Origin of the sequence: Amycolatopsis suaedae (assembly GCF_004214935.1) — a bacterium.
Lineage (GTDB): Bacteria > Actinomycetota > Actinomycetes > Mycobacteriales > Pseudonocardiaceae > Amycolatopsis > Amycolatopsis suaedae.
The window spans coordinates 102,396-118,869 of the sequence record NZ_SFCC01000022.1; the positions used below are offsets into that span (position 1 = coordinate 102,396).

Genomic DNA, 16,474 nt, shown 5'->3' on the forward strand with positions numbered 1-16,474 from the left:
CGCCCTACCGGGTGACGGGCGGCACCTCGCCCCGGATGTCGGCCAGCAGGCCGGTGAGGGACCCCATGATGCGGCCGGTCGCCTCGGCCAGCGCGGCGGCGCCCACGCGGCCGCCCCCGGGCGGCGTCAGGTCGTCCAGCGCGACCGGCGGGCCCGCGACGATGTCGACGGCGGGCCTGCGCAGAAAGCGGGGCAGGTAGCTGCCGCGGGGCAGCAGGTGGTGGGTGCCCCAGTTGGCGACCGGCACCACCGGCGCGCCGGTGGCCAGCGCCATGCGGGCCACGCCGGGCTTGCCGCGGGCGGGCCAGCCGTCCGGGTCGTCGCTGAACGTCGACTCCGGGAAGACCACCACGCACTCCCCCGCCTCGACGGCGCCGACGGCGTCCCGGAAGGCGTCGACCACCGACGACCTCCCGCGATGCACCGGGATGTGCCCGCCGGAGGTCATCACCCGGCCGATCACCGGCATCCGCCACAGGTCGTCGCGCGCCAGGTAGCGCGGGACGCGGCCGGCGGCCAGGCAGAAGAACGTGAGGGTGGCCGGGTCGGCGAACGACAGGTGGTTGCTGGCGATGATCACGCCACCCGTCCGGGGGACGTGCCGCAGCCCGCGGAACCGCATCCGGCCGCCGTGCACCAGCATCGGCCGGATGACGTCGATGGCCAGGCCGTACCAGGCTCCTCGCCCGGTGCGTGGCAGCGACCCGGACCGCAGCTCCCGCGGCGACGGACCGGCGGCGTCGGGCGCCAGTTCGGTCCAGCGCGTCACCGGTCGGAGTCGGCTTCCACCGGCCAGTCGGCGATCTCCCGCACGATCCGCTGGGCCCGCAGCAGGCCCGGCAGCTCGGCCGGGTTCAGCTCGCCGAGCTCAGCTTGGTGCTGTGCCTCGGCGAGCCTGGCGAGCAGCCCGGCCACCTCGATCTCGTCCGCCTGCGCCACCGGTCCGCTCCCGCCCGCTACTTTCGTTCCAGCACGACCACGGGAATCTCGCGGTCGGTCTTCTTCTGGTACTCATCGTAGTCGGGCCACACGGCGGCCATCGTCGGCCACAGGCTCGCCCGCTCGTCGCCGGTGGCGGTCCGGGCGACGGCGGTGAACTTGTCGGCCTTGACCTGGACGCCGACCTCGGGGTTGGCGACGAGGTTGTGGTACCAGCCGGGGTGCTCGTCGGCGCCGCCCTTGGACGCGACGATCACGTAGTCGTCGCCGACCTTCTGGTAGATGAGGGCGAACTTGCGCGGTTTGCCCGTCTTGCGCCCCTTCGTGGTGAGCACCAGGATCGGTGCGCCCTTCTCCCAATCGTGGCCGACCTCTCCGTCGGTCTCCTCGTAACGCCGGACGTGCTCGTCACCGAACAGCATTGTGCTGGACTCCTCATCAGGTCTGGGTCGTCAGCCACAACGCTAGCCAGCCGGCGATCATTCCGCAGTGCGCGAACGCACGTGAAGGCCACCTTCACCACGTCTCACGTAGTGAAGGTGGCCTTCACGTGCTTGAAATCCGCCGGTCAGCGCGGCTCGTAGTACAGGGCCCACGGCACGGTGTACTTGCACTCGTAGAACCACGCCCAGGTCCTGCGGACCATGTCGTTGCCGACGGCCTGGCACTCGCCCAGCGTCCGGAACTCGTCCGGGTACTTCACCAGCCCCATCGGTGAGGCCACCTCGGCCTGAGCGGCCACCGCCGGAGCCGCCAGCAACGTACCGGCGACCAGGGCGGTGAGTCCCATCCCCGCCGCCACACCGATTCCCCGTTTCCTCATCGCACCTCACTCGTCCATGCCCAGTTCGAAGCGCCGACGATAGGAGGTGGCCCTTGCAGATTCCTTGCGCTCAGCGTGGGGTGACCGGCGTGCCTGTCACCGTCACCTCGCGGATCCGGCCGTGGTTGTCGAACGAGCCGAACCCGATCCGGCCGCCGAGCCGGAACGTCCGGTCGGTCGCCGTCATCAGCGGCGTGGACATGTCGTCGACGAACACCGTGATCCGCCCGGTCGGCACGCAGTGCCGCACCCGCACGTGGTGGTACTCGGCGTCGGTGATCGCAGGCGGCGCGCCGACCGAGCCGTTCCACTGGTCGTCCAGCCGCAGCCGGTCGGCGTCGTTGACCACGAAGATCCCGTTGTGCGGGTAGATCGTGTTGTCCTGCGACAGGTGCGCGTAGTAGTAGCGGGTATCCGACACCTGCCCGAACGTGATGATCACGTCCCGGTTGTTCAGCGTCACCGGCGCGTCGATGCGCACCTCGGCGTCGACCTGCACGCTGGCGAACGACGGCCCGGCGGTGAGCGTGGCGTACTCGAACGGCCGCCGCGGCGGGCCCGGGTTGGTGCCGGGCTCGGTCAGCACCGCCTCACCGTCGGCGAAGCGCCACTTGGCCGGGGTGCGGGGTGCCCAGTTCGAGCCGTCCATCACGCCGGTGACCACGGTCGACCCGATCCGGCACCCCGGCGGCGCGTCGGCGGAGGCGACCCCGGGCACCAGCGACGCCGCGAACACCACCGCGAACACCAGCGCCCGCATCAGAACCGCACCGTCGACAGGTAGCCGTAACTACGCGCGGCCGAGGCCAGCGGGTCCTTCGGCTGGTCGTGCTCCACGACGTACTCCAGGATTCCCGACTCCCGGTACCGCCGGAAGATGCGCGGGAAGTCGATGGTGCCGTAGCCGACGTCCTCGAACGACCCGTTGGGCGCCATGTCCTTCACGTGATACACCGGGAACCGCCCGGGGTACCGCTCGAAGTAGGACACCGGGTCGTACCCGCCCTGGATGATCCAGTACAGGTCCAGCTCGAAGTTGACGAACCGGGCGTCGGTCTGCTCGACCAGGATGTCGTAGAGCACCTTGCCGTCCACGGTCATGAAGTCCACGCCGTGGTTGTGGAACAGGAACTTCAGCCCGGCACTGCGGGCGGCGATCCCCCACCGGCTGAACGCGGCGGCGACCTGTGTGTAGCCGGCGACCGTGCGCAGCGAGCCCGGCAGGGACGGCACCACCAGGTACCGCACCCCCAGCACCCGGGCCGTTTCGATCTCTTTGTCGACATCGGCCCGCATCGCGTCCCAGCTGGTGTGGGTCAGCACGGCCCGCAGGCCCGCGTTGTCCAGCATGGCGCGAAACGCCCGCGGCGTGTGCCCGTACAGGCCGCTGACGCCGACGGTGGCGTAGCCGATCCGGCCCAGCGCGTTCAGTGTCCCTTGTGGATCGCCGGTCATCAGCGACCGGACGGTGTAGAGCTGGATCCCGATGTGTCCTTTCGGGACGGACGTCAGCGGCTCGGCCGACGCCGTACCGGGCAGAACGGTCGCTACCCCGGCGGCCACCCCGGCCGTCGCGGCCAGGCGCAGGAATCCACGGCGGGTTTCGTCCATGGTCTGATTTCTCCTTCAGCCGACGGTGACGGTCACGGTTCCGGAGCTGTGCGTTCCCCTGTCGTCGGTGACGGTGAGCCGGGCGGTGTAGACGCCCTTGCGTGCGTAGGTGTGGGTCGCGGCCGGGCCTTCGGCCTTCGTGTTGTCGCCGAAGTCCCAGTGGTGCCCGGTGATCGTCCGTCCGGCGGGCGGGGTGACGGTGGCCGACAGCGACACCGCCAGCGGCGCCGTGCCTCCGGCCGGGTCGGCCTTCACGGTCACTGCGGTGGCGGTTCCCGGTGCCCGCATGCCCTCACCGTTGAACTGCAGCCAGTCCAGCCCCATCAGGTCGGGCTTGTCCGGTGTCCACTCCGGATTGACGAACACCGCGTACAGCTTCACCGTGCGCCCCGGGTCGGTGAGCGGGACGGTCGGCGACACGACGTTGTCGTAGCCGCCGGTGCTGGGAATCACCGCGGACCCGAGCAGCTGCCCGGTGGGCGAGTCCGCCCGGAACTCGACCGTGCCACCGAGCCCGCCCGAGCTGGCGCCCACGGTCACCGACTGGATGCCGGTAAGGTTCACCGGGTCGTACATCACCCAGTCACCGTGCTCGATCTCGCCGAGCCGCTTGCCGGCGGACGCGCTCGGCCTGCTCAGCACCTCGGCGCCGCCCTGCGCGCCGCCGGTACCCTCGAAGTGCTCGGCCTCCTTGCGCCGTGGCTCCAGCACCAGGTGGTCCGACCCGGTCAGGCTGGGCACGCCCCGCGGCCCGCCGCCGTCGGTGTAGGTGGCGGACAGCCCGACGTAGAGGTTCTGCCCCGGCCCGTGGCTGGCGCCGTCGTCGGTGGGCATCTCGCCGCGGCACCCGGTCATGGTGTCCATCGGGTGCAGGTGGGCGTCGTGCCCGAGCTGGGACTGCACGACCACCTTGGAGCAGTCGATCCGGCCGTCCTCCCGGTCGCTCACCTCGACGACGAACGGGATGCGGTCGCCGAAGTCCATCGCCCCGCCGTCGACCGGCGTGCGCAGTTTGACCTGCGGACGGTGGTTGCCCGCGGTGATGTCGACGGCCGCGACGCCGGTGAGCTTGTTGGCCGAGCTGGTCACCGTCAGCCGCGCCGGGTACTGCCCGGGCTCGGTGTAGGTGTGGGTCGGGTTGGGCTCGGTGGAGTCGGTGGTGCCGTTGCCGTCGAAGTCCCACGCGTAGCTGACCGGCTCGCCGTCACCGCCGCCGGAGCCCTCGCTGGAGAACCGGACGGTCAGCGGGAAGCGGCCGTTGTCGGCCGACGGCGTGATCTTGGCGGTGGGCCTGCGGCCGTTGGCGACGTAGTCGATCCGGTAGATGCCCGCGCCCTCGTTGCTGCCGCCACGGCCGGTGCCGCTGCCGGAGCCGAAGTCGATCACGTAGAGCGAGCCGTCCGGGCCGAAGTGTGCGTCGAACGGCTGAATCCAGCTCATGCCGCCGAACACGCTGTTGATCGAGTGCAGGTCACCGGCCTTCACCGGCGGGAACCGCGGGTCGGTGAACGTCTGGTCGTTCTGCTGGACCGAGAACGTCTTGAACCACTTGCGGGTGTACTCGTAGTTGAACCACTTGTTCTCGAAGTACTCGGGGAACTTGGTCACCAGCGGGTTGGCCGGGTCGTAGTCGTAGACCGGGCCGCCCATCGGGCCGCCACCGCCGGTGCCCAGCTCCGGGAACTCCGCCGACGCCGAGTAGGCGTACCACACCCACGCCGGCTGGGCGGGCGGCAGCTCACGCAGGCCGGTGTTGTTGGGCGAGTCGTTGACCAGCTTGCCGCAGTCGAACTTGGCACCGGACTGGCCGGTGGCGAAGTCGTAGTCGTTGAACGGGGTGTTGTTGCCGACGCAGTAGGGCCAGCCGTGGTTGCCGGCCTGAGTGATGCGCAGGTACTCGACCGTGCCCTCCGGCCCGCGGTTCGGGTTGGCGGTGCGTGAGTCCGGGCCGTACTCGCCGACCAGCAGCGCGTCGCTGATCGGGTCGACGGCGATGCGGAACGCGTTACGCAGCCCCATCACGTAGATCTCCGGGCGGGTCTTGTCCGTGCCCGGCGCGAACAGGTTGCCCTGCGGGACGGTGTAGGTGCCGTCCGGCTGCGGGGTGATCCGCAGGATCTTGCCGCGCAGGTCGTTGGTGTTGCCGGAGGTGCCCTGCGCGTCCCACGCCCGGCGGCCCGCACGCTCGTCGATCGGCGTGAAGCCGTCGGAGGCGAACGGGTCGGTGTTGTCGCCGGTGGCGATGTAGAGGTTGCCGTGCTTGTCGGTGGTCAGCGAACCGGCCATGTGCGAGTTGGCCCTGCCCTCACCGCGGAAGGTGGGGATCTCCAGCAGCACCTTCTCGCTGGCCGGGTCGACCACGTTGCCCGCGCCGACGGTGAACCGCGACACGTGCAGCTTCTTGGCCTCCTTCACCGAGTACAGCAGGTAGAGCTGGTTGTTCTCGGCGAACTTCGGGTCCAGGGTGAGCCCGAGCAGCCCGTCGGACTGGCTGAGCATCTCCGAGTCGTACTTGAAGTCCAGCGCGGTGGTGACCCGCAGGGTGTCCTGGTCGATGACCTTCAGCTGGCCGGTGCGCTGGATGTAGAACACCCGGCGGTCCGGGGCGACGGCCAGCTCGAACGGGTCGGCGAGGTTCTTGTCGACCAGCGGGATCCGCTGGAAGTTCTTGGTCTGCGTGGCACCGCACTCGCCGGGCTTGGCGCCAGCCGCCCACTCGATGCCGCCCAGCAGGTGCTTGACGAACAGCGGGTCGGCGAACTTCTCCTTGTGGTGCCCGCCGGCGGTGAACCAGGAGCGGCCGCCGTCGTAGTTCTGGCACCACGACCACGGGTGGTCGTTACCCTCGTCCAGCCCGGTGACGCCGTCGCGGACCTTGATCTGCGCGAGCGTGTGCACCTTGCCGGTCGGGTTGACCTTCCAGTTGTACCACTCCTCGTTCTGCTCCCACAGCTCCGGAAGGTCCTTAGTGGACGGATGGCTGCGGTCGAGCACCTTCACCCTGCCGACCTGCGGTGCCGGGTGCTTGTCGAAGATCGCGCCGACCAGGCCCTCGTACCACTGCCAGTCGCGTTCGCTGGCCGAGGCCGCGTGGATGCCGGTGTAGCCGCCTCCGGCGCGGATGTAGCGCTGGAACGCGGCGCGCTGCTCGGCATTGAGCAGATCGCCCTTCTCCGGGGTGGAGTTGGTGTTGTTGAAGATGATCGCGTCGAACCGGGCGAGGTTGGTGTCGGTGAACGCCGCGGCGTCGTCGGACACCTCGACGTCGAACTGGTGCTCGGCCCCGAGCTTCTTGATCGCCTCGATCCCCGCCGGGATGGAGTCGTGGTAGAAGTTCGTGACCTTGGAGAACACCAGCACCGCGAAACGGCCCTGCGCTGCTGCGGGCACGCTGGCCACGGTCATCGTGACCAGCACTGCCAGCACGACCGCGAGCAACGCCCGCACCCGCCCGGTTCGACGCATGATCATCCCCTATCGGACTGCGTTGTCCATAACGGAAACGGTCACAGCGCGGCGCGCTGGACCCCCGCCTCGGCGCGTGCCTCGGCACGGCGCTGCTCGAGCTTCGCCTCGGCGGACGAGCTACGGTCCGCGGACCTGGCGGCCATGGCCGAAGCCGAGGCCTGCAGGTTCTCGAACTGGCCGGACACGGTGCCCCGCACCCGGTTGTTCTCACCGGTCGGCGCCGGCGAGTTGCCGGTCCCGGCCAGGTTGCCGCGCACGATGTTGTTGCTCACCCGCACGTCGGCGTTGTTGTCGGACACGGTCAGGTTGCCGCCCCAGTAGCTGGCCTGGGTGCAGCCCAGCACCGGGCCGTCCGCGCCCAGCTGGAGCGTTCCGGCGTTGCCGGTGAACGACGCGTTGCCGTAGACCTCGCCGGCGCAGAACACCGAGCCCTGTGCTGCCCCCGAGACGGTGAGGTCCTTGCCGACGACGACGCCGGACAGGTCCAGGTACTTCACGCCGGTGCCGGTGACCGACTGGTCGACGGTGGAGTTCTCGGCGTAGAACTCACCGGTGGTGGAGCTGACGCCGCCCTTGACGTTCACGCCCTGGACGAACGTGTACGTCACCCGCTCCGAACCGGCGGCGGGGCTGACCTTGACCGAGCCGCCGATCGGCGCGCCGGACAGGAAGGAGCCGTAGGCGTCGTTGAGCACGACGTCGCCGGCGATCTTGGTGTTCTGGGCGTCGAAGAAGCCGTCCGCGCCGACCGTAACGCCACCGGAGAACTCACCGCCGGTGATCACCAGGTTGGCGCCGGCCTGGACGGTGACGCCACCGGTCACCTTGGTGCCGTCCAGTGTGCACGACTTGCCCGCGGCGACCACCAGGTCGCCGGGCACGGTCACCGCGCCCGCACTACCCTCGCAGTAGGTGGTGAGCCCGGCGCTGGCCGGGGCGGTCAGCGCGAGCATGCCCAGGCCGGACGTGGTGGCGACCAGGGCGAGCGCGGCCACGGTTCTCGGCCGGACAGCAGCAGATCTGATACCGATCATGGGGACCTCTCCATCGAGCGTCGACTTCGCAGTCGAGGGAAGAACAATGCCGGATGAAACCTAGCCGGTGAAAGCGCTTTCACCAACCCCACAACGACGGTAGTGTCCTTTCCTGTCCAGTCAATAGAGCATTTGGCGGACGATCTTGGCCTAGAGTGTCAGGTCGGGAACGTCCAGGCGGCGACCTTCCCTCGCGGAACGAAGTCCCAGCTCCGCGAGCTGCACACCTCGCGCGCCGGCCAGGAAATCCCACGGGAATTCCTCACCGGAAACAACGTGTCGTAAGAACAATTCCCACTGCACCTTGAAACCGTTATCGAATTCCTCGTTGTCCGGGACCTCCTGCCACTGCGCGCGGAAGTCCTCGGTGGCCGCCAGGTCGGGGTTCCACACCGGCTTGGGGGTCGTCGACCGGTGCTGCACCCGGCAGCGCCGCAGCCCGGCCACCGCACTGCCCTCGGTACCGTCGACCTGGAACTCCACCAGCTCGTCGCGGAACACCCGGGTCGTCCAGGAGGAGTTGACCTGGGCCACCACTCCCCCGTCCAGCTCGAAGATGCCGTAGGCGGCGTCGTCGGCCGTCGCGTCGTAGGGCCTGCCCTGCTCGTCGACGCGGCGCGGGATGTGCGTGGCGGCCAGCGCCTGGACGCTGCGGACCGGGGCGAAGATCTCCTCCAGCACGTAACGCCAGTGGCAGAACATGTCGACGATGATGCCGCCGCCGTCCTCGGCCCGGTAGTTCCACGACGGCCGCTGCGCCTCCTGCCAGTCGCCCTCGAACACCCAGTAGCCGAACTCGCCGCGCACCGAGAGGATGCGGCCGAAGAAGCCGCCGTCGACCAGCCGCTTGAGCTTGCGCAGGCCGGGCAGGAACAGCTTGTCCTGCACCACGCCGACCTTGACGCCCGCCGCCGCGGCCAGCCGCGCCAGCTCCAGCGCTCCCTCGGTGTTCTCGGCGGTCGGCTTCTCGGTGTAGACGTGCAGCCCGGCGGCGATGGCCTTGCTCACCGACTCGGCGCGCCTGCTGGTGACCTGCGCGTCGAAGTAGATCTCCGCGTCCGGTGCGGCCAGCGCCTCGTCCAGGTCGGTCGTCCAGTGGTCCAGCTCGTGGTCCTTGGCGATCGCGGCCAGCTTGGCCTCGTTGCGCCCCACCAGCACCGGCTCCGGCCAGACCACCGTGCCGTCGCCGAGCCGCAGCCCGCCCTCGTTCCGGATCGCCAGGATCGACCGCAGCAGGTGCTGCCGGTAGCCCATCCGGCCGGTCACCCCGTTCATCACGATCCGGACCGACCGCTGCTGAATGCCCGCCATGTGTTTCCTTTCAGTCGGCCGCGGAGGCGGAACCGAGGTGGTCACGGATGAGGGCCGTCGCCGAGGCGAAAGCCGGTTCGGACATGGTCTTGCCGTAGTCGCGCTCGGCCGGCAGGTCGACGTCGACGACGCCGGCGATCGTGCCCGGCCGCGCGGTCATCATCACCACGCGGTCGGCCAGGTAGACCGCCTCCGCGATGGAGTGGGTGACCAGCAGGATCGTCGTGCCGGTCTCCCGCCAGATCCGCCGCAGCTCGACGTTCATCTGCTCGCGGGTCAGCGCGTCCAGCGCGCCGAACGGCTCGTCCATCAGCAGCACCGGCGGGCGGTGCAGCAGCGCGCGGCACAGGGCCACCCGCTGCTGCATACCCCCGGACAGCTCGTGCGGGTACGCGTCCTCGAAGCCGGTCAGCCCGGTCATCTCGATCAGCTCGTCCGCACGAGCCCGCGCCTGGTCCGCGGGCAGCTTGCGAATCTCCGCCTGCAGCAGGATGTTCTTGCGCGCCGAGCGCCACTCCAGCAGGGCGGCCCGCTGGAAGATGTAGCCGATGTCCTTGCGCGGGCCGGTCACCGGCTCGCCGAGCACCCGGACCGCGCCCGACGACGGCGCCAGCAGGCCCGACGCGAGCTTGAGCAGCGTCGACTTGCCGCAGCCGGACGGGCCGACGATGGCGACGAACTCGCCCTCCTCCACCCGCAGCGAGACCTCACGCAGGGCGGTGACGTCCTTCTTCTTGGTCCGGAACCGGACGGCGACGTCGTCCAGTTCCACCGCGGCCGCCTGCCGCGCGGGCGCCGCCACGGGTTCGGGCCTTTCCGCTGTGCGGTTCACCATGTCCGGTCCCGTCATGCCTTCGGTGCCACGGCGCCGTCCCAGTAGGTGCTGGGCTGCTCCGCCTTCTGGATCACGCCTGCCGTGGCGAACACCTCGATGGTCTTGCGCCAGTCGGCCTCGTCGTTGACGCCGGGCGCCTTGCCCTGCGTGGCCGGGGTGCTCAGCAGTTCCAGCGTCTTGGCGAACTGCTCGCGCAGTACCTCCGGCGCCGGCAGCTGCTGCGAGGCGCCCGCCATCGCGGCGACGGCGCCCTCCTGGTCGGCCTTGGCCGCCGTCCACGCCTCGCTGGAGGCGGCGACCATGCGCTGCACCAGGTCCTTGCGCTCGGCCAGGTTCTTGTCCGAGGTCATCAGGCCGTTGCTGAAGTGGGTCAGCCCGTGGTCGGCGAAACGCAGGTAGGACACCGGCTTGCCTGCCTTGGCCTGCATGGTCGGGCCCTGGTCGGTCGCGTAGCCGAGCAGCGCGTCCACCTGGCCGGACATGACCGCGGCCATCTTGCCGGCGGCGTCGGTGTTCTGCAGCTTGACGTCGGCCTCGGACAGGCCGTTGGCCTTGAGGAACACCGGGAACGTCTTGCTCAGCGCGTCACCGGCGGTGCTGGCGATCGTCTTGCCCTTCAGGTCGGCGGGAGCCTTGATCGGCTTGTCCGAGAAGAACTGCACCGACGACGGCGTGGTCTGCAGGAACACGCCGATGCTCTTCAGCTTCTGGCCCTGCGCGACACCGGCCAGCAGCGCGGGTGTGTCGGCCCAGCCGAAGTCGGTCTGGCCGGCGCTGGTGGCCTGCACGGTCTTCTGCGATCCCTGGCCCGCCTGGATGGTCAGGTCGATGCCGTGCTTTTCGAAGATGCCCTTGGCCTTGCCGTAGTAGAACGGCGCGTGCTCGCCGTAGGGGTACCAGTTCAGCGTCAGCGTGGCCTTGTCCAGCTGCTTGCCGTCCGCGCCGGTGGTCTTCTCCGGTTCCGAACCGCCACAACCTGCCAGCAGCAACAGCGCCGCGGCCGTGCCGGCGGCCAGTGCGCGAATCTTCATGTCGGGGCCTTCTTCCTACAGCGTTGTAGTGACGTTGTCGGTGCGCCGGCTGGCATGCCAGGGCAGCACCAGGGCTTCGAGCCATTCCACGACGACGAACAGCAGCACGCCGAGCAGCGAGATGATCACCAGGCCGGCGAACAGGGTCGGCGTGTCGAGGTTGCCGGTCGCCTGCTGGATCACGTAGCCCAGGCCCTCGTTCGCGCCGACGTACTCCCCGACCACGGCGCCGGTGACGGCCATGGTCACCGCGACCTTCAGCCCGGCGAACAGGTGCGGCAGCGACGCCGGGAACCGGATCTTCCAGAACGTCTGGTGCCACTTGGCACCCATCGTCGCCGACAGTTGCAGCATCTCCGGGTCGACCGACTTCAGCCCGGTCACCATCGAGATCACCACCGGGAAGAACGCCATCAGCACGGCGACGACGATCTTGGGCTCCAGCCCGAAACCCAGCCACACGACGAACAGCGGCGCGATGGCGATCTTGGGGATGACCTGGGCGAACAACATGAGCGGGTAGAGCGACTTCTCCGCTGTCGGCGAGGCCACCATCACGACCGCGGCCAGCACGCCGACTCCGACCGCGATGGCGAACCCGAGCAGGGTCTCCAGCGCGGTGATCCAGGTGCTGTGCAGGAAGTAGTCCGGTTTGTCGAGGATGACCTCGAGCGTCTGACCGGGCGAGGCCACCAGGTAGGGCTCGATCAGCCCGGCCGCGGTGACCGCCCACCAGGCGGCGAACAGTGCCACCAGCACGGCGACCGGCCGCCAGGAGCGTTCCACGAATCCGGCCAGCCGCGCACCGGTGCCGGGACGGGTTCGCTCGGTCACCCCGCCGGGGGTCGCGCCCGCCGGTTCACCGGCCTGCGCCACGGGGTTTCGCGTTACCATGACCCTCCGTCCGACCAGTTCTGACACCGCACCCGAAAGTGCACTTCCCAGGCCCTGAATGCGCTTTCTGAATGCGCTTTCAGGTAGAGTAGGCACGGTAGACATATCGGTCAAGGGAGCCAGCAAATGAACGGACGGCCGCACGTCACGCTCGAAGACGTCGCACGCGCCGCCGAGGTGTCGCTGGCGACGGCCTCGCGGGCACTCAACGGCACCACCAAGGTGCGGTCGGATCTGCGCGAGCGGGTGGTCGCCGCGGCGGAAAAGCTCGCCTACACGCCGAACGCGCACGCGCAGGCGCTGGCAGGCGCGTCGCACCGGACGGTCGGCGTCATCTGCCACGACGTCAGCGACCCCTACTTCGCCGCCGTCGCCAGGGGGATCATGCGCGTGGCGGGCGACAACGGCCTGCTGGTGATGCTGGCCAGCACGTTCCGCGATCCGCAGAAGGAGATCGCCTACGTCTCGATGCTGCGGGCGCAGCGGGCCTCGGCGATCCTGCTCATCGGGTCCGGTTTCGAGGACAAGGCCTGGGAACGCGCGCTGGCCGCCGAGCTGGACCCCTACCGGCGTGGCGGCGGCCAGGTCGCCGTCGTCAGCCGGCACCGCAGCCTGCGTGTGGACACCGTGCAGCCGGAGAACCGGGAGGGCGCGGCGAAGCTGGCCAAGGCACTGCTGGAGCAGGGGCACCGGCGCTTCGCCGTGCTGACCGGGCCGAAGGAGCTGACCACCGTCGTCGACCGGCTGGGCGGGTTCCGTGACGAACTGGCCGCACACGGCGTGGAGCTGAGGGATTCCGACATCGTCGAGGGGCCGTTCACCCGCGACGGCGGTTACGACGCGATGCGGCGGCTGCTGACCGACGGGCTGGACGCCACGTGTGTCTTCGCCGTCACCGACGTCATGGCGATCGGCGCGCTCACCGCGCTGCGCGAGTCCGGCCGGTCGGTGCCCGGTGACGTGTCGCTGGCCGGGTTCGACGACATCCCGGTGGTACGCGACCTCGATCCCCCGCTGACCACCGTGGCCCTGCCACTCGAGGAACTGGGAGCGAAGGCCATGGAACTGGCGGTGAAGGGCAACCGCGGCAGCCGCAGCCGGATCCTGCGCCTGGCCGGTGAGGTCGTGCTGCGGTCGAGCACGGCGGCCGTCAAGTGAAGGGGCTGGTCGTCGAGCGGGTCGAGACGTTCGCGGTCGCGCTGCCCACGCTGCGCTCGTTCGGCGTGTCCGGCGGCGCGGTGACGACGGCGGGCAAGCCGAGCCTGCGGGTGCTGGTGAAGGTCAGCGCCGACGGGGTGTCCGGCTGGGGCGAGTCGACGCCGATCCCGGCGTGGACCTACGAGACCGCCGAGTCCATCGTGTCCACGATCGACCGCTACCTGGCGCCCGCCATCCTCGGCCTGCCGTGCTGGGACCTCGACCGGATCAACCGGGCGTTCGACCGGGCCATCAACCGCGGGTTCAGCATCGGCGCGCCGCTGGCGCGGGCCGGGGTGGACGTCGCGCTGCACGACCTGCTCGGCAAGGCGATCGGCGTTCCGGTCGGGGTGCTGTGGGGGCAGCGCCGGGCGGAGACCGTCCCGCTGGGCTGGATGGTGTCCGGCCAGTCCCCTGCCGAGGTCGCCGACCGGGTCGCCGAGGGCACCGAGGCCGGGTACTCGGCGTTCAAGGTCAAGATCGGCCTGCACGACGTGCCCACCGACCTGGCCGTCGTCCGGGCGGTGCGCGACGCCGCGCCGGACGCGCCGCTGTGGGTGGACGCCAACCAGGGTTACGCCCCCGACGTCGCACTGCGGGTGGCCCGTGAACTGTCCACACTGGACGTCCACGCGTTCGAGCAGCCGGTGCCCGCCAACGACGTGGTCGGCCTGCGCAGGCTGTGCCGGGACTGCCCGGTACCGGTGGCACTCGACGAGAGCCTGCGGCACCCGTCGGACCTGGCGACGTTCACCCGGCTGGAGGCCGTCGACATCGCCATCGCCAAGGTGCAGCGCAACGCCGGGCTGACACTGTCGCGGCGGCTGTGCTCGCTGGCCGAGGACAACGGCGTGCGGCTGATGGGCTCCGGGCTGACCGACTCCGACGTCGGGCTGGCCGCGTCGGTGCACCTGTTCGCCGCGTACGGCATCGACATCCCGGTCGACCTCAACGGCAGGCAGTTCGTCGACTCGGTCTACGCCACCGGCGAGACCGTGCGGATCCGCGACGGCGTCGCCGAGGTGCCTGCCGGCCCGGGGCTCGGTGTCGAGGTGGACGAGGCGGTCGTGCGGGAGCTGGCCGTGGACGTTCTCTCCTGTGGAGTTCCCTAGAACCCCTTGTCGATGTTGGCCACCGGGCCTTACCGTGGTGAACCAGAAAGCGCTTTCAAGCGTAGGAGCCGCTATGACCACTCTGCTGTTGCCTACCCGCGAACACACGCTGGAACCGTGGACCCCCACCCGGCGCGGCACCGGCGTGCCCGCACCGGGGCCGGTCACGTCCCGCACCGTGTACGCGGCCGCCCACGTGGTCGCCGACCCGCTCGCGCCGTGGGATCCCGGGCAGACGGTGACCGTGGACTGGGACACCACGCTGGCCTTCCGGCACCACCTGTGGTCGTGCGGGCTCGGGGTCGCCGAGGCGATGGACACCGCGCAGCGCGGCATGGGGCTGGACTGGACGGCGACGCGTCAGCTGATCCGGCGGACCGGCGCGGAGGCACGGGCGGGTGGGGGCGCCTGGTGCGCCGGCGTGGGGACCGACCAGCTGCCGCCGGGACCGGCCAGCATCGAGGCGATCGTCGACGCCTGGCGTGAGCAGCTGGAGCTGGTGGCCGGCGAGGGTGCGATCCCGGTCGTCATGGCCAGCCGCGCGCTGGCGGCCGCGGCGAAGGGCCCGGACGACTACCACGACGCCTACGGCAGGCTGCTGACCGGCGCGTCCGGCCCGGTGCTGCTGCACTGGCTGGGCGAGCAGTTCGACCCGGCACTGGCCGGTTACTGGGGGTCCGGTGACGTGCGCGAGGCCGCGGCGGAGCTGGCGAAGCTGTGTGCCACGCACGCGTCGGTGATCGCCGGGGTGAAGGTGTCGGTGCTGGACGCGGAGGTGGAGACCGAGTTCCGCCGGTCGCTGCCGCCGGGAGTGGCCTGCTACACCGGTGACGACTTCAACTACCCGGAGCTGATCGCGGGCGACTCGCACGGGCACAGCGAGGCGCTGCTGGGCATCTTCGACCCGATCGCGCGCGTCGCGGGGGCGGCGCTGAACCGGCTCGACGCCGGTGACACCGCCGGGTTCCACCGGCTGCTGGACCCGACCGTGGCATTGTCGCGGGAGATCTTCCGGGCGCCGACCCGGCACTACAAGGTGGGCGTGGTGTTCCTGGCGTACCTGATGGGGCACCAGAAGCACTTCCGGATGATCGGCGGGCTGGAGTCGGCGCGCTCGATCGTGCACCTGTCCGACGTCCTGCGGCTGGCCGACGCCGCCGGGGTGCTGAGCGATCCGGAACTGGCCGTCGAACGGATGCGGCCGCTGCTGGCCGCGGCGGGGGTGGCGTGACATGGATCGCTTGAGCCTGAACCAGATCACCACCAAGTCGTGGTCGCTGCCGGAGGCGGTGCGCGGCTGCGCGGAGTCCGGTGTCGGCTGGATCGCGCTGTGGCGGGACAAGGTCGCCGAGGTCGGCGTCGACGAGGCGGCCCGCCTGGTCGCCGAGCACGGCCTGCGGGTGTCCTCGTTGTGCCGTGGGGGTTTCTTCACCGGCGTGCAGCCGGACGGGTCCGCTGTGGACGGTCTGGCGCAGACCCGGGAGGCGATCGACGAGGCGGCGCGGCTGGGCGCGGAGGTGCTGGTACTCGTGGTGGGCGGCGTCGCGGGCGGTGACCTGGCGGCGTCGCGGCGCGCGGTGGCCGACGCGGTGGACGCGCTCGTGCCGCAGGCGCTGGACCGGGGCGTGCGACTGGGGCTGGAGCCGTTGCATCCCATGCAGTGCGCGGAGCGTTCCGTGTTGTCCACTGTGGACCAGGCGCTGACGCTGGCCGAGCCGTACCCGGCCGAGGCCGTCGGCGTGGTGGTCGACGAGTTCCACGTCTGGTGGGACCCGCGCATCGAGGAGTCGATCGCCAAGGCGGCCGGGCGGATCGCCGGGTTCCACGTATGCGACCAGCTGGTGCCGCTGACCGACACCCTGCTCGGCAGGGCCCTGCCCGGCGACGGGCCGATCGATCACCGGCACCTCAAGGCGTGTGTCGACGCGGCGGGCTACACCGGCCCGATCGAGGTCGAGGTGTTCAACGCCGAGCTGTGGAGCCGCCCCGGCGGCGAGGTGCTCGCCGAGACCATCGCCGCCTACCGCGACCACGTGGCCTGACTCCGCAGGCACGCACAATCGTCAGCACGTGCATCGGCACGATCGAGTTCTGGCCGGTTCCGGTCGGCGGAACCCGTCTGACAAGGCGAAACACCGCTGACTAATGCATTTTCTATTACTCGCCAGTACTAGACAATGCGCAGGAGATTCCTGCCAGGTTGCCAGGTCGTGTAAAAA

At 70.2% G+C, this 16,474-nt stretch carries 16 protein-coding genes; 4 read left to right on the top strand and 12 right to left on the bottom strand.

Translation table 11 applies throughout. From position 1 onward, the window contains the following. Positions 1–4: 4 nt before the first annotated feature. From EWH70_RS33230 to EWH70_RS33280, 12 genes are all read right to left on the bottom strand, one after another. Positions 5–769, bottom strand: a complete 765-nt coding sequence (locus EWH70_RS33230) for a lysophospholipid acyltransferase family protein (RefSeq protein ID WP_420809115.1) — start codon at positions 767–769, stop codon at positions 5–7. Continuing rightward, positions 766–939 carry a hypothetical protein gene (locus tag EWH70_RS35715; protein ID WP_165436523.1) on the bottom strand — a complete coding sequence of 58 codons (174 nt, stop codon included), beginning with the start codon at positions 937–939 and terminating at the stop codon, positions 766–768. The genes EWH70_RS33230 and EWH70_RS35715 overlap by 4 nt, the downstream gene beginning before the upstream one ends. A gap of 17 nt (positions 940–956) precedes the next feature. Then, a complete protein-coding gene (locus tag EWH70_RS33235; protein ID WP_130479545.1) occupies positions 957–1,361 on the bottom strand; it encodes a nitroreductase family deazaflavin-dependent oxidoreductase in 405 nt (134 codons plus the stop codon). 146 nt (positions 1,362–1,507) lie between these two features. Further along, a complete protein-coding gene (locus EWH70_RS33240) occupies positions 1,508–1,762 on the bottom strand; it encodes a hypothetical protein (protein WP_130479546.1) in 255 nt (84 codons plus the stop codon). Positions 1,763–1,832: 70 nt separating this feature from the next. Further along, positions 1,833–2,522 carry a hypothetical protein gene (locus EWH70_RS33245; RefSeq protein ID WP_130479547.1) on the bottom strand — a complete coding sequence of 230 codons (690 nt, stop codon included), beginning with the start codon at positions 2,520–2,522 and terminating at the stop codon, positions 1,833–1,835. Continuing rightward, complete coding sequence (locus EWH70_RS33250; protein WP_130479548.1) at positions 2,522–3,373, bottom strand: sugar phosphate isomerase/epimerase family protein; 852 nt, start codon at positions 3,371–3,373, stop codon at positions 2,522–2,524. The genes EWH70_RS33245 and EWH70_RS33250 overlap by 1 nt, the downstream gene beginning before the upstream one ends. Before the next feature lie 15 nt (positions 3,374–3,388). Further along, positions 3,389–6,838, bottom strand: a complete 3,450-nt coding sequence (locus tag EWH70_RS33255; protein ID WP_205669358.1) for a ThuA domain-containing protein — start codon at positions 6,836–6,838, stop codon at positions 3,389–3,391. Positions 6,839–6,879: 41 nt separating this feature from the next. Then, positions 6,880–7,875 (bottom strand): hypothetical protein, encoded by a 996-nt coding sequence (locus tag EWH70_RS33260; protein ID WP_130479550.1) that lies wholly within the window; start codon positions 7,873–7,875, stop codon positions 6,880–6,882. 150 nt (positions 7,876–8,025) lie between these two features. After that, positions 8,026–9,186, bottom strand: coding sequence for a Gfo/Idh/MocA family protein (locus EWH70_RS33265; protein ID WP_130479551.1), 1,161 nt, complete (start codon positions 9,184–9,186; stop codon positions 8,026–8,028). A gap of 10 nt (positions 9,187–9,196) precedes the next feature. Beyond that, entirely contained in the window at positions 9,197–10,021 is an 825-nt protein-coding gene (locus EWH70_RS33270) for an ABC transporter ATP-binding protein (protein ID WP_205669360.1), read from the bottom strand. 11 nt (positions 10,022–10,032) lie between these two features. Further along, on the bottom strand, positions 10,033–11,052 hold the full coding sequence (locus tag EWH70_RS33275) for an ABC transporter substrate-binding protein (protein ID WP_130479553.1): 1,020 nt from the start codon (positions 11,050–11,052) through the stop codon (positions 10,033–10,035). A gap of 15 nt (positions 11,053–11,067) precedes the next feature. Continuing rightward, a complete protein-coding gene (locus EWH70_RS33280; RefSeq protein ID WP_130479554.1) occupies positions 11,068–11,946 on the bottom strand; it encodes an ABC transporter permease in 879 nt (292 codons plus the stop codon). A 126-nt stretch (positions 11,947–12,072) separates the two neighbouring features. Between EWH70_RS33280 and EWH70_RS33285 the strand changes: the two genes are divergently transcribed. The 4 genes from EWH70_RS33285 to EWH70_RS33300 all read left to right on the top strand — a co-directional run bounded on the left by EWH70_RS33285 (position 12,073) and on the right by EWH70_RS33300 (position 16,297). Beyond that, positions 12,073–13,104, top strand: coding sequence for a LacI family DNA-binding transcriptional regulator (locus EWH70_RS33285; RefSeq protein ID WP_130479555.1), 1,032 nt, complete (start codon positions 12,073–12,075; stop codon positions 13,102–13,104). Next, positions 13,101–14,255: a mandelate racemase/muconate lactonizing enzyme family protein gene (locus tag EWH70_RS33290; RefSeq protein ID WP_130479556.1), complete on the top strand. Its 1,155-nt coding sequence runs from the start codon at positions 13,101–13,103 to the stop codon at positions 14,253–14,255. Before EWH70_RS33285 ends, EWH70_RS33290 begins: the two co-directional genes overlap by 4 nt. A gap of 73 nt (positions 14,256–14,328) precedes the next feature. Then, on the top strand, positions 14,329–15,486 hold the full coding sequence (locus tag EWH70_RS33295; protein ID WP_130479557.1) for a dihydrodipicolinate synthase family protein: 1,158 nt from the start codon (positions 14,329–14,331) through the stop codon (positions 15,484–15,486). Position 15,487: 1 nt separating this feature from the next. Beyond that, positions 15,488–16,297, top strand: coding sequence for a sugar phosphate isomerase/epimerase family protein (locus tag EWH70_RS33300; protein WP_130479558.1), 810 nt, complete (start codon positions 15,488–15,490; stop codon positions 16,295–16,297). Positions 16,298–16,474 lie beyond the last annotated feature (177 nt).

Bases quoted from the DNA above. Each gene is read 5' to 3' on its own strand.
- EWH70_RS33295 (WP_130479557.1), top strand. From the start codon at position 14,329: ATGACCACTCTGCTGTTGCCTACCCGCGAACACACGCTGGAACCGTGG.
- EWH70_RS33285 (WP_130479555.1), top strand. From the start codon at position 12,073: ATGAACGGACGGCCGCACGTCACGCTCGAAGACGTCGCACGCGCCGCC.
- EWH70_RS33255 (WP_205669358.1), bottom strand. From the start codon at position 6,838: ATGCGTCGAACCGGGCGGGTGCGGGCGTTGCTCGCGGTCGTGCTGGCA.
- EWH70_RS33245 (WP_130479547.1), bottom strand. From the start codon at position 2,522: ATGCGGGCGCTGGTGTTCGCGGTGGTGTTCGCGGCGTCGCTGGTGCCC.
- EWH70_RS33270 (WP_205669360.1), bottom strand. From the start codon at position 10,021: ATGGTGAACCGCACAGCGGAAAGGCCCGAACCCGTGGCGGCGCCCGCG.
- EWH70_RS33260 (WP_130479550.1), bottom strand. From the start codon at position 7,875: ATGATCGGTATCAGATCTGCTGCTGTCCGGCCGAGAACCGTGGCCGCG.
- EWH70_RS33265 (WP_130479551.1), bottom strand. From the start codon at position 9,186: ATGGCGGGCATTCAGCAGCGGTCGGTCCGGATCGTGATGAACGGGGTG.
- EWH70_RS33300 (WP_130479558.1), top strand. From the start codon at position 15,488: ATGGATCGCTTGAGCCTGAACCAGATCACCACCAAGTCGTGGTCGCTG.
- EWH70_RS33250 (WP_130479548.1), bottom strand. From the start codon at position 3,373: ATGGACGAAACCCGCCGTGGATTCCTGCGCCTGGCCGCGACGGCCGGG.
- EWH70_RS33235 (WP_130479545.1), bottom strand. From the start codon at position 1,361: ATGCTGTTCGGTGACGAGCACGTCCGGCGTTACGAGGAGACCGACGGA.
- EWH70_RS33280 (WP_130479554.1), bottom strand. From the start codon at position 11,946: ATGGTAACGCGAAACCCCGTGGCGCAGGCCGGTGAACCGGCGGGCGCG.
- EWH70_RS33275 (WP_130479553.1), bottom strand. From the start codon at position 11,052: ATGAAGATTCGCGCACTGGCCGCCGGCACGGCCGCGGCGCTGTTGCTG.
- EWH70_RS33240 (WP_130479546.1), bottom strand. From the start codon at position 1,762: ATGAGGAAACGGGGAATCGGTGTGGCGGCGGGGATGGGACTCACCGCC.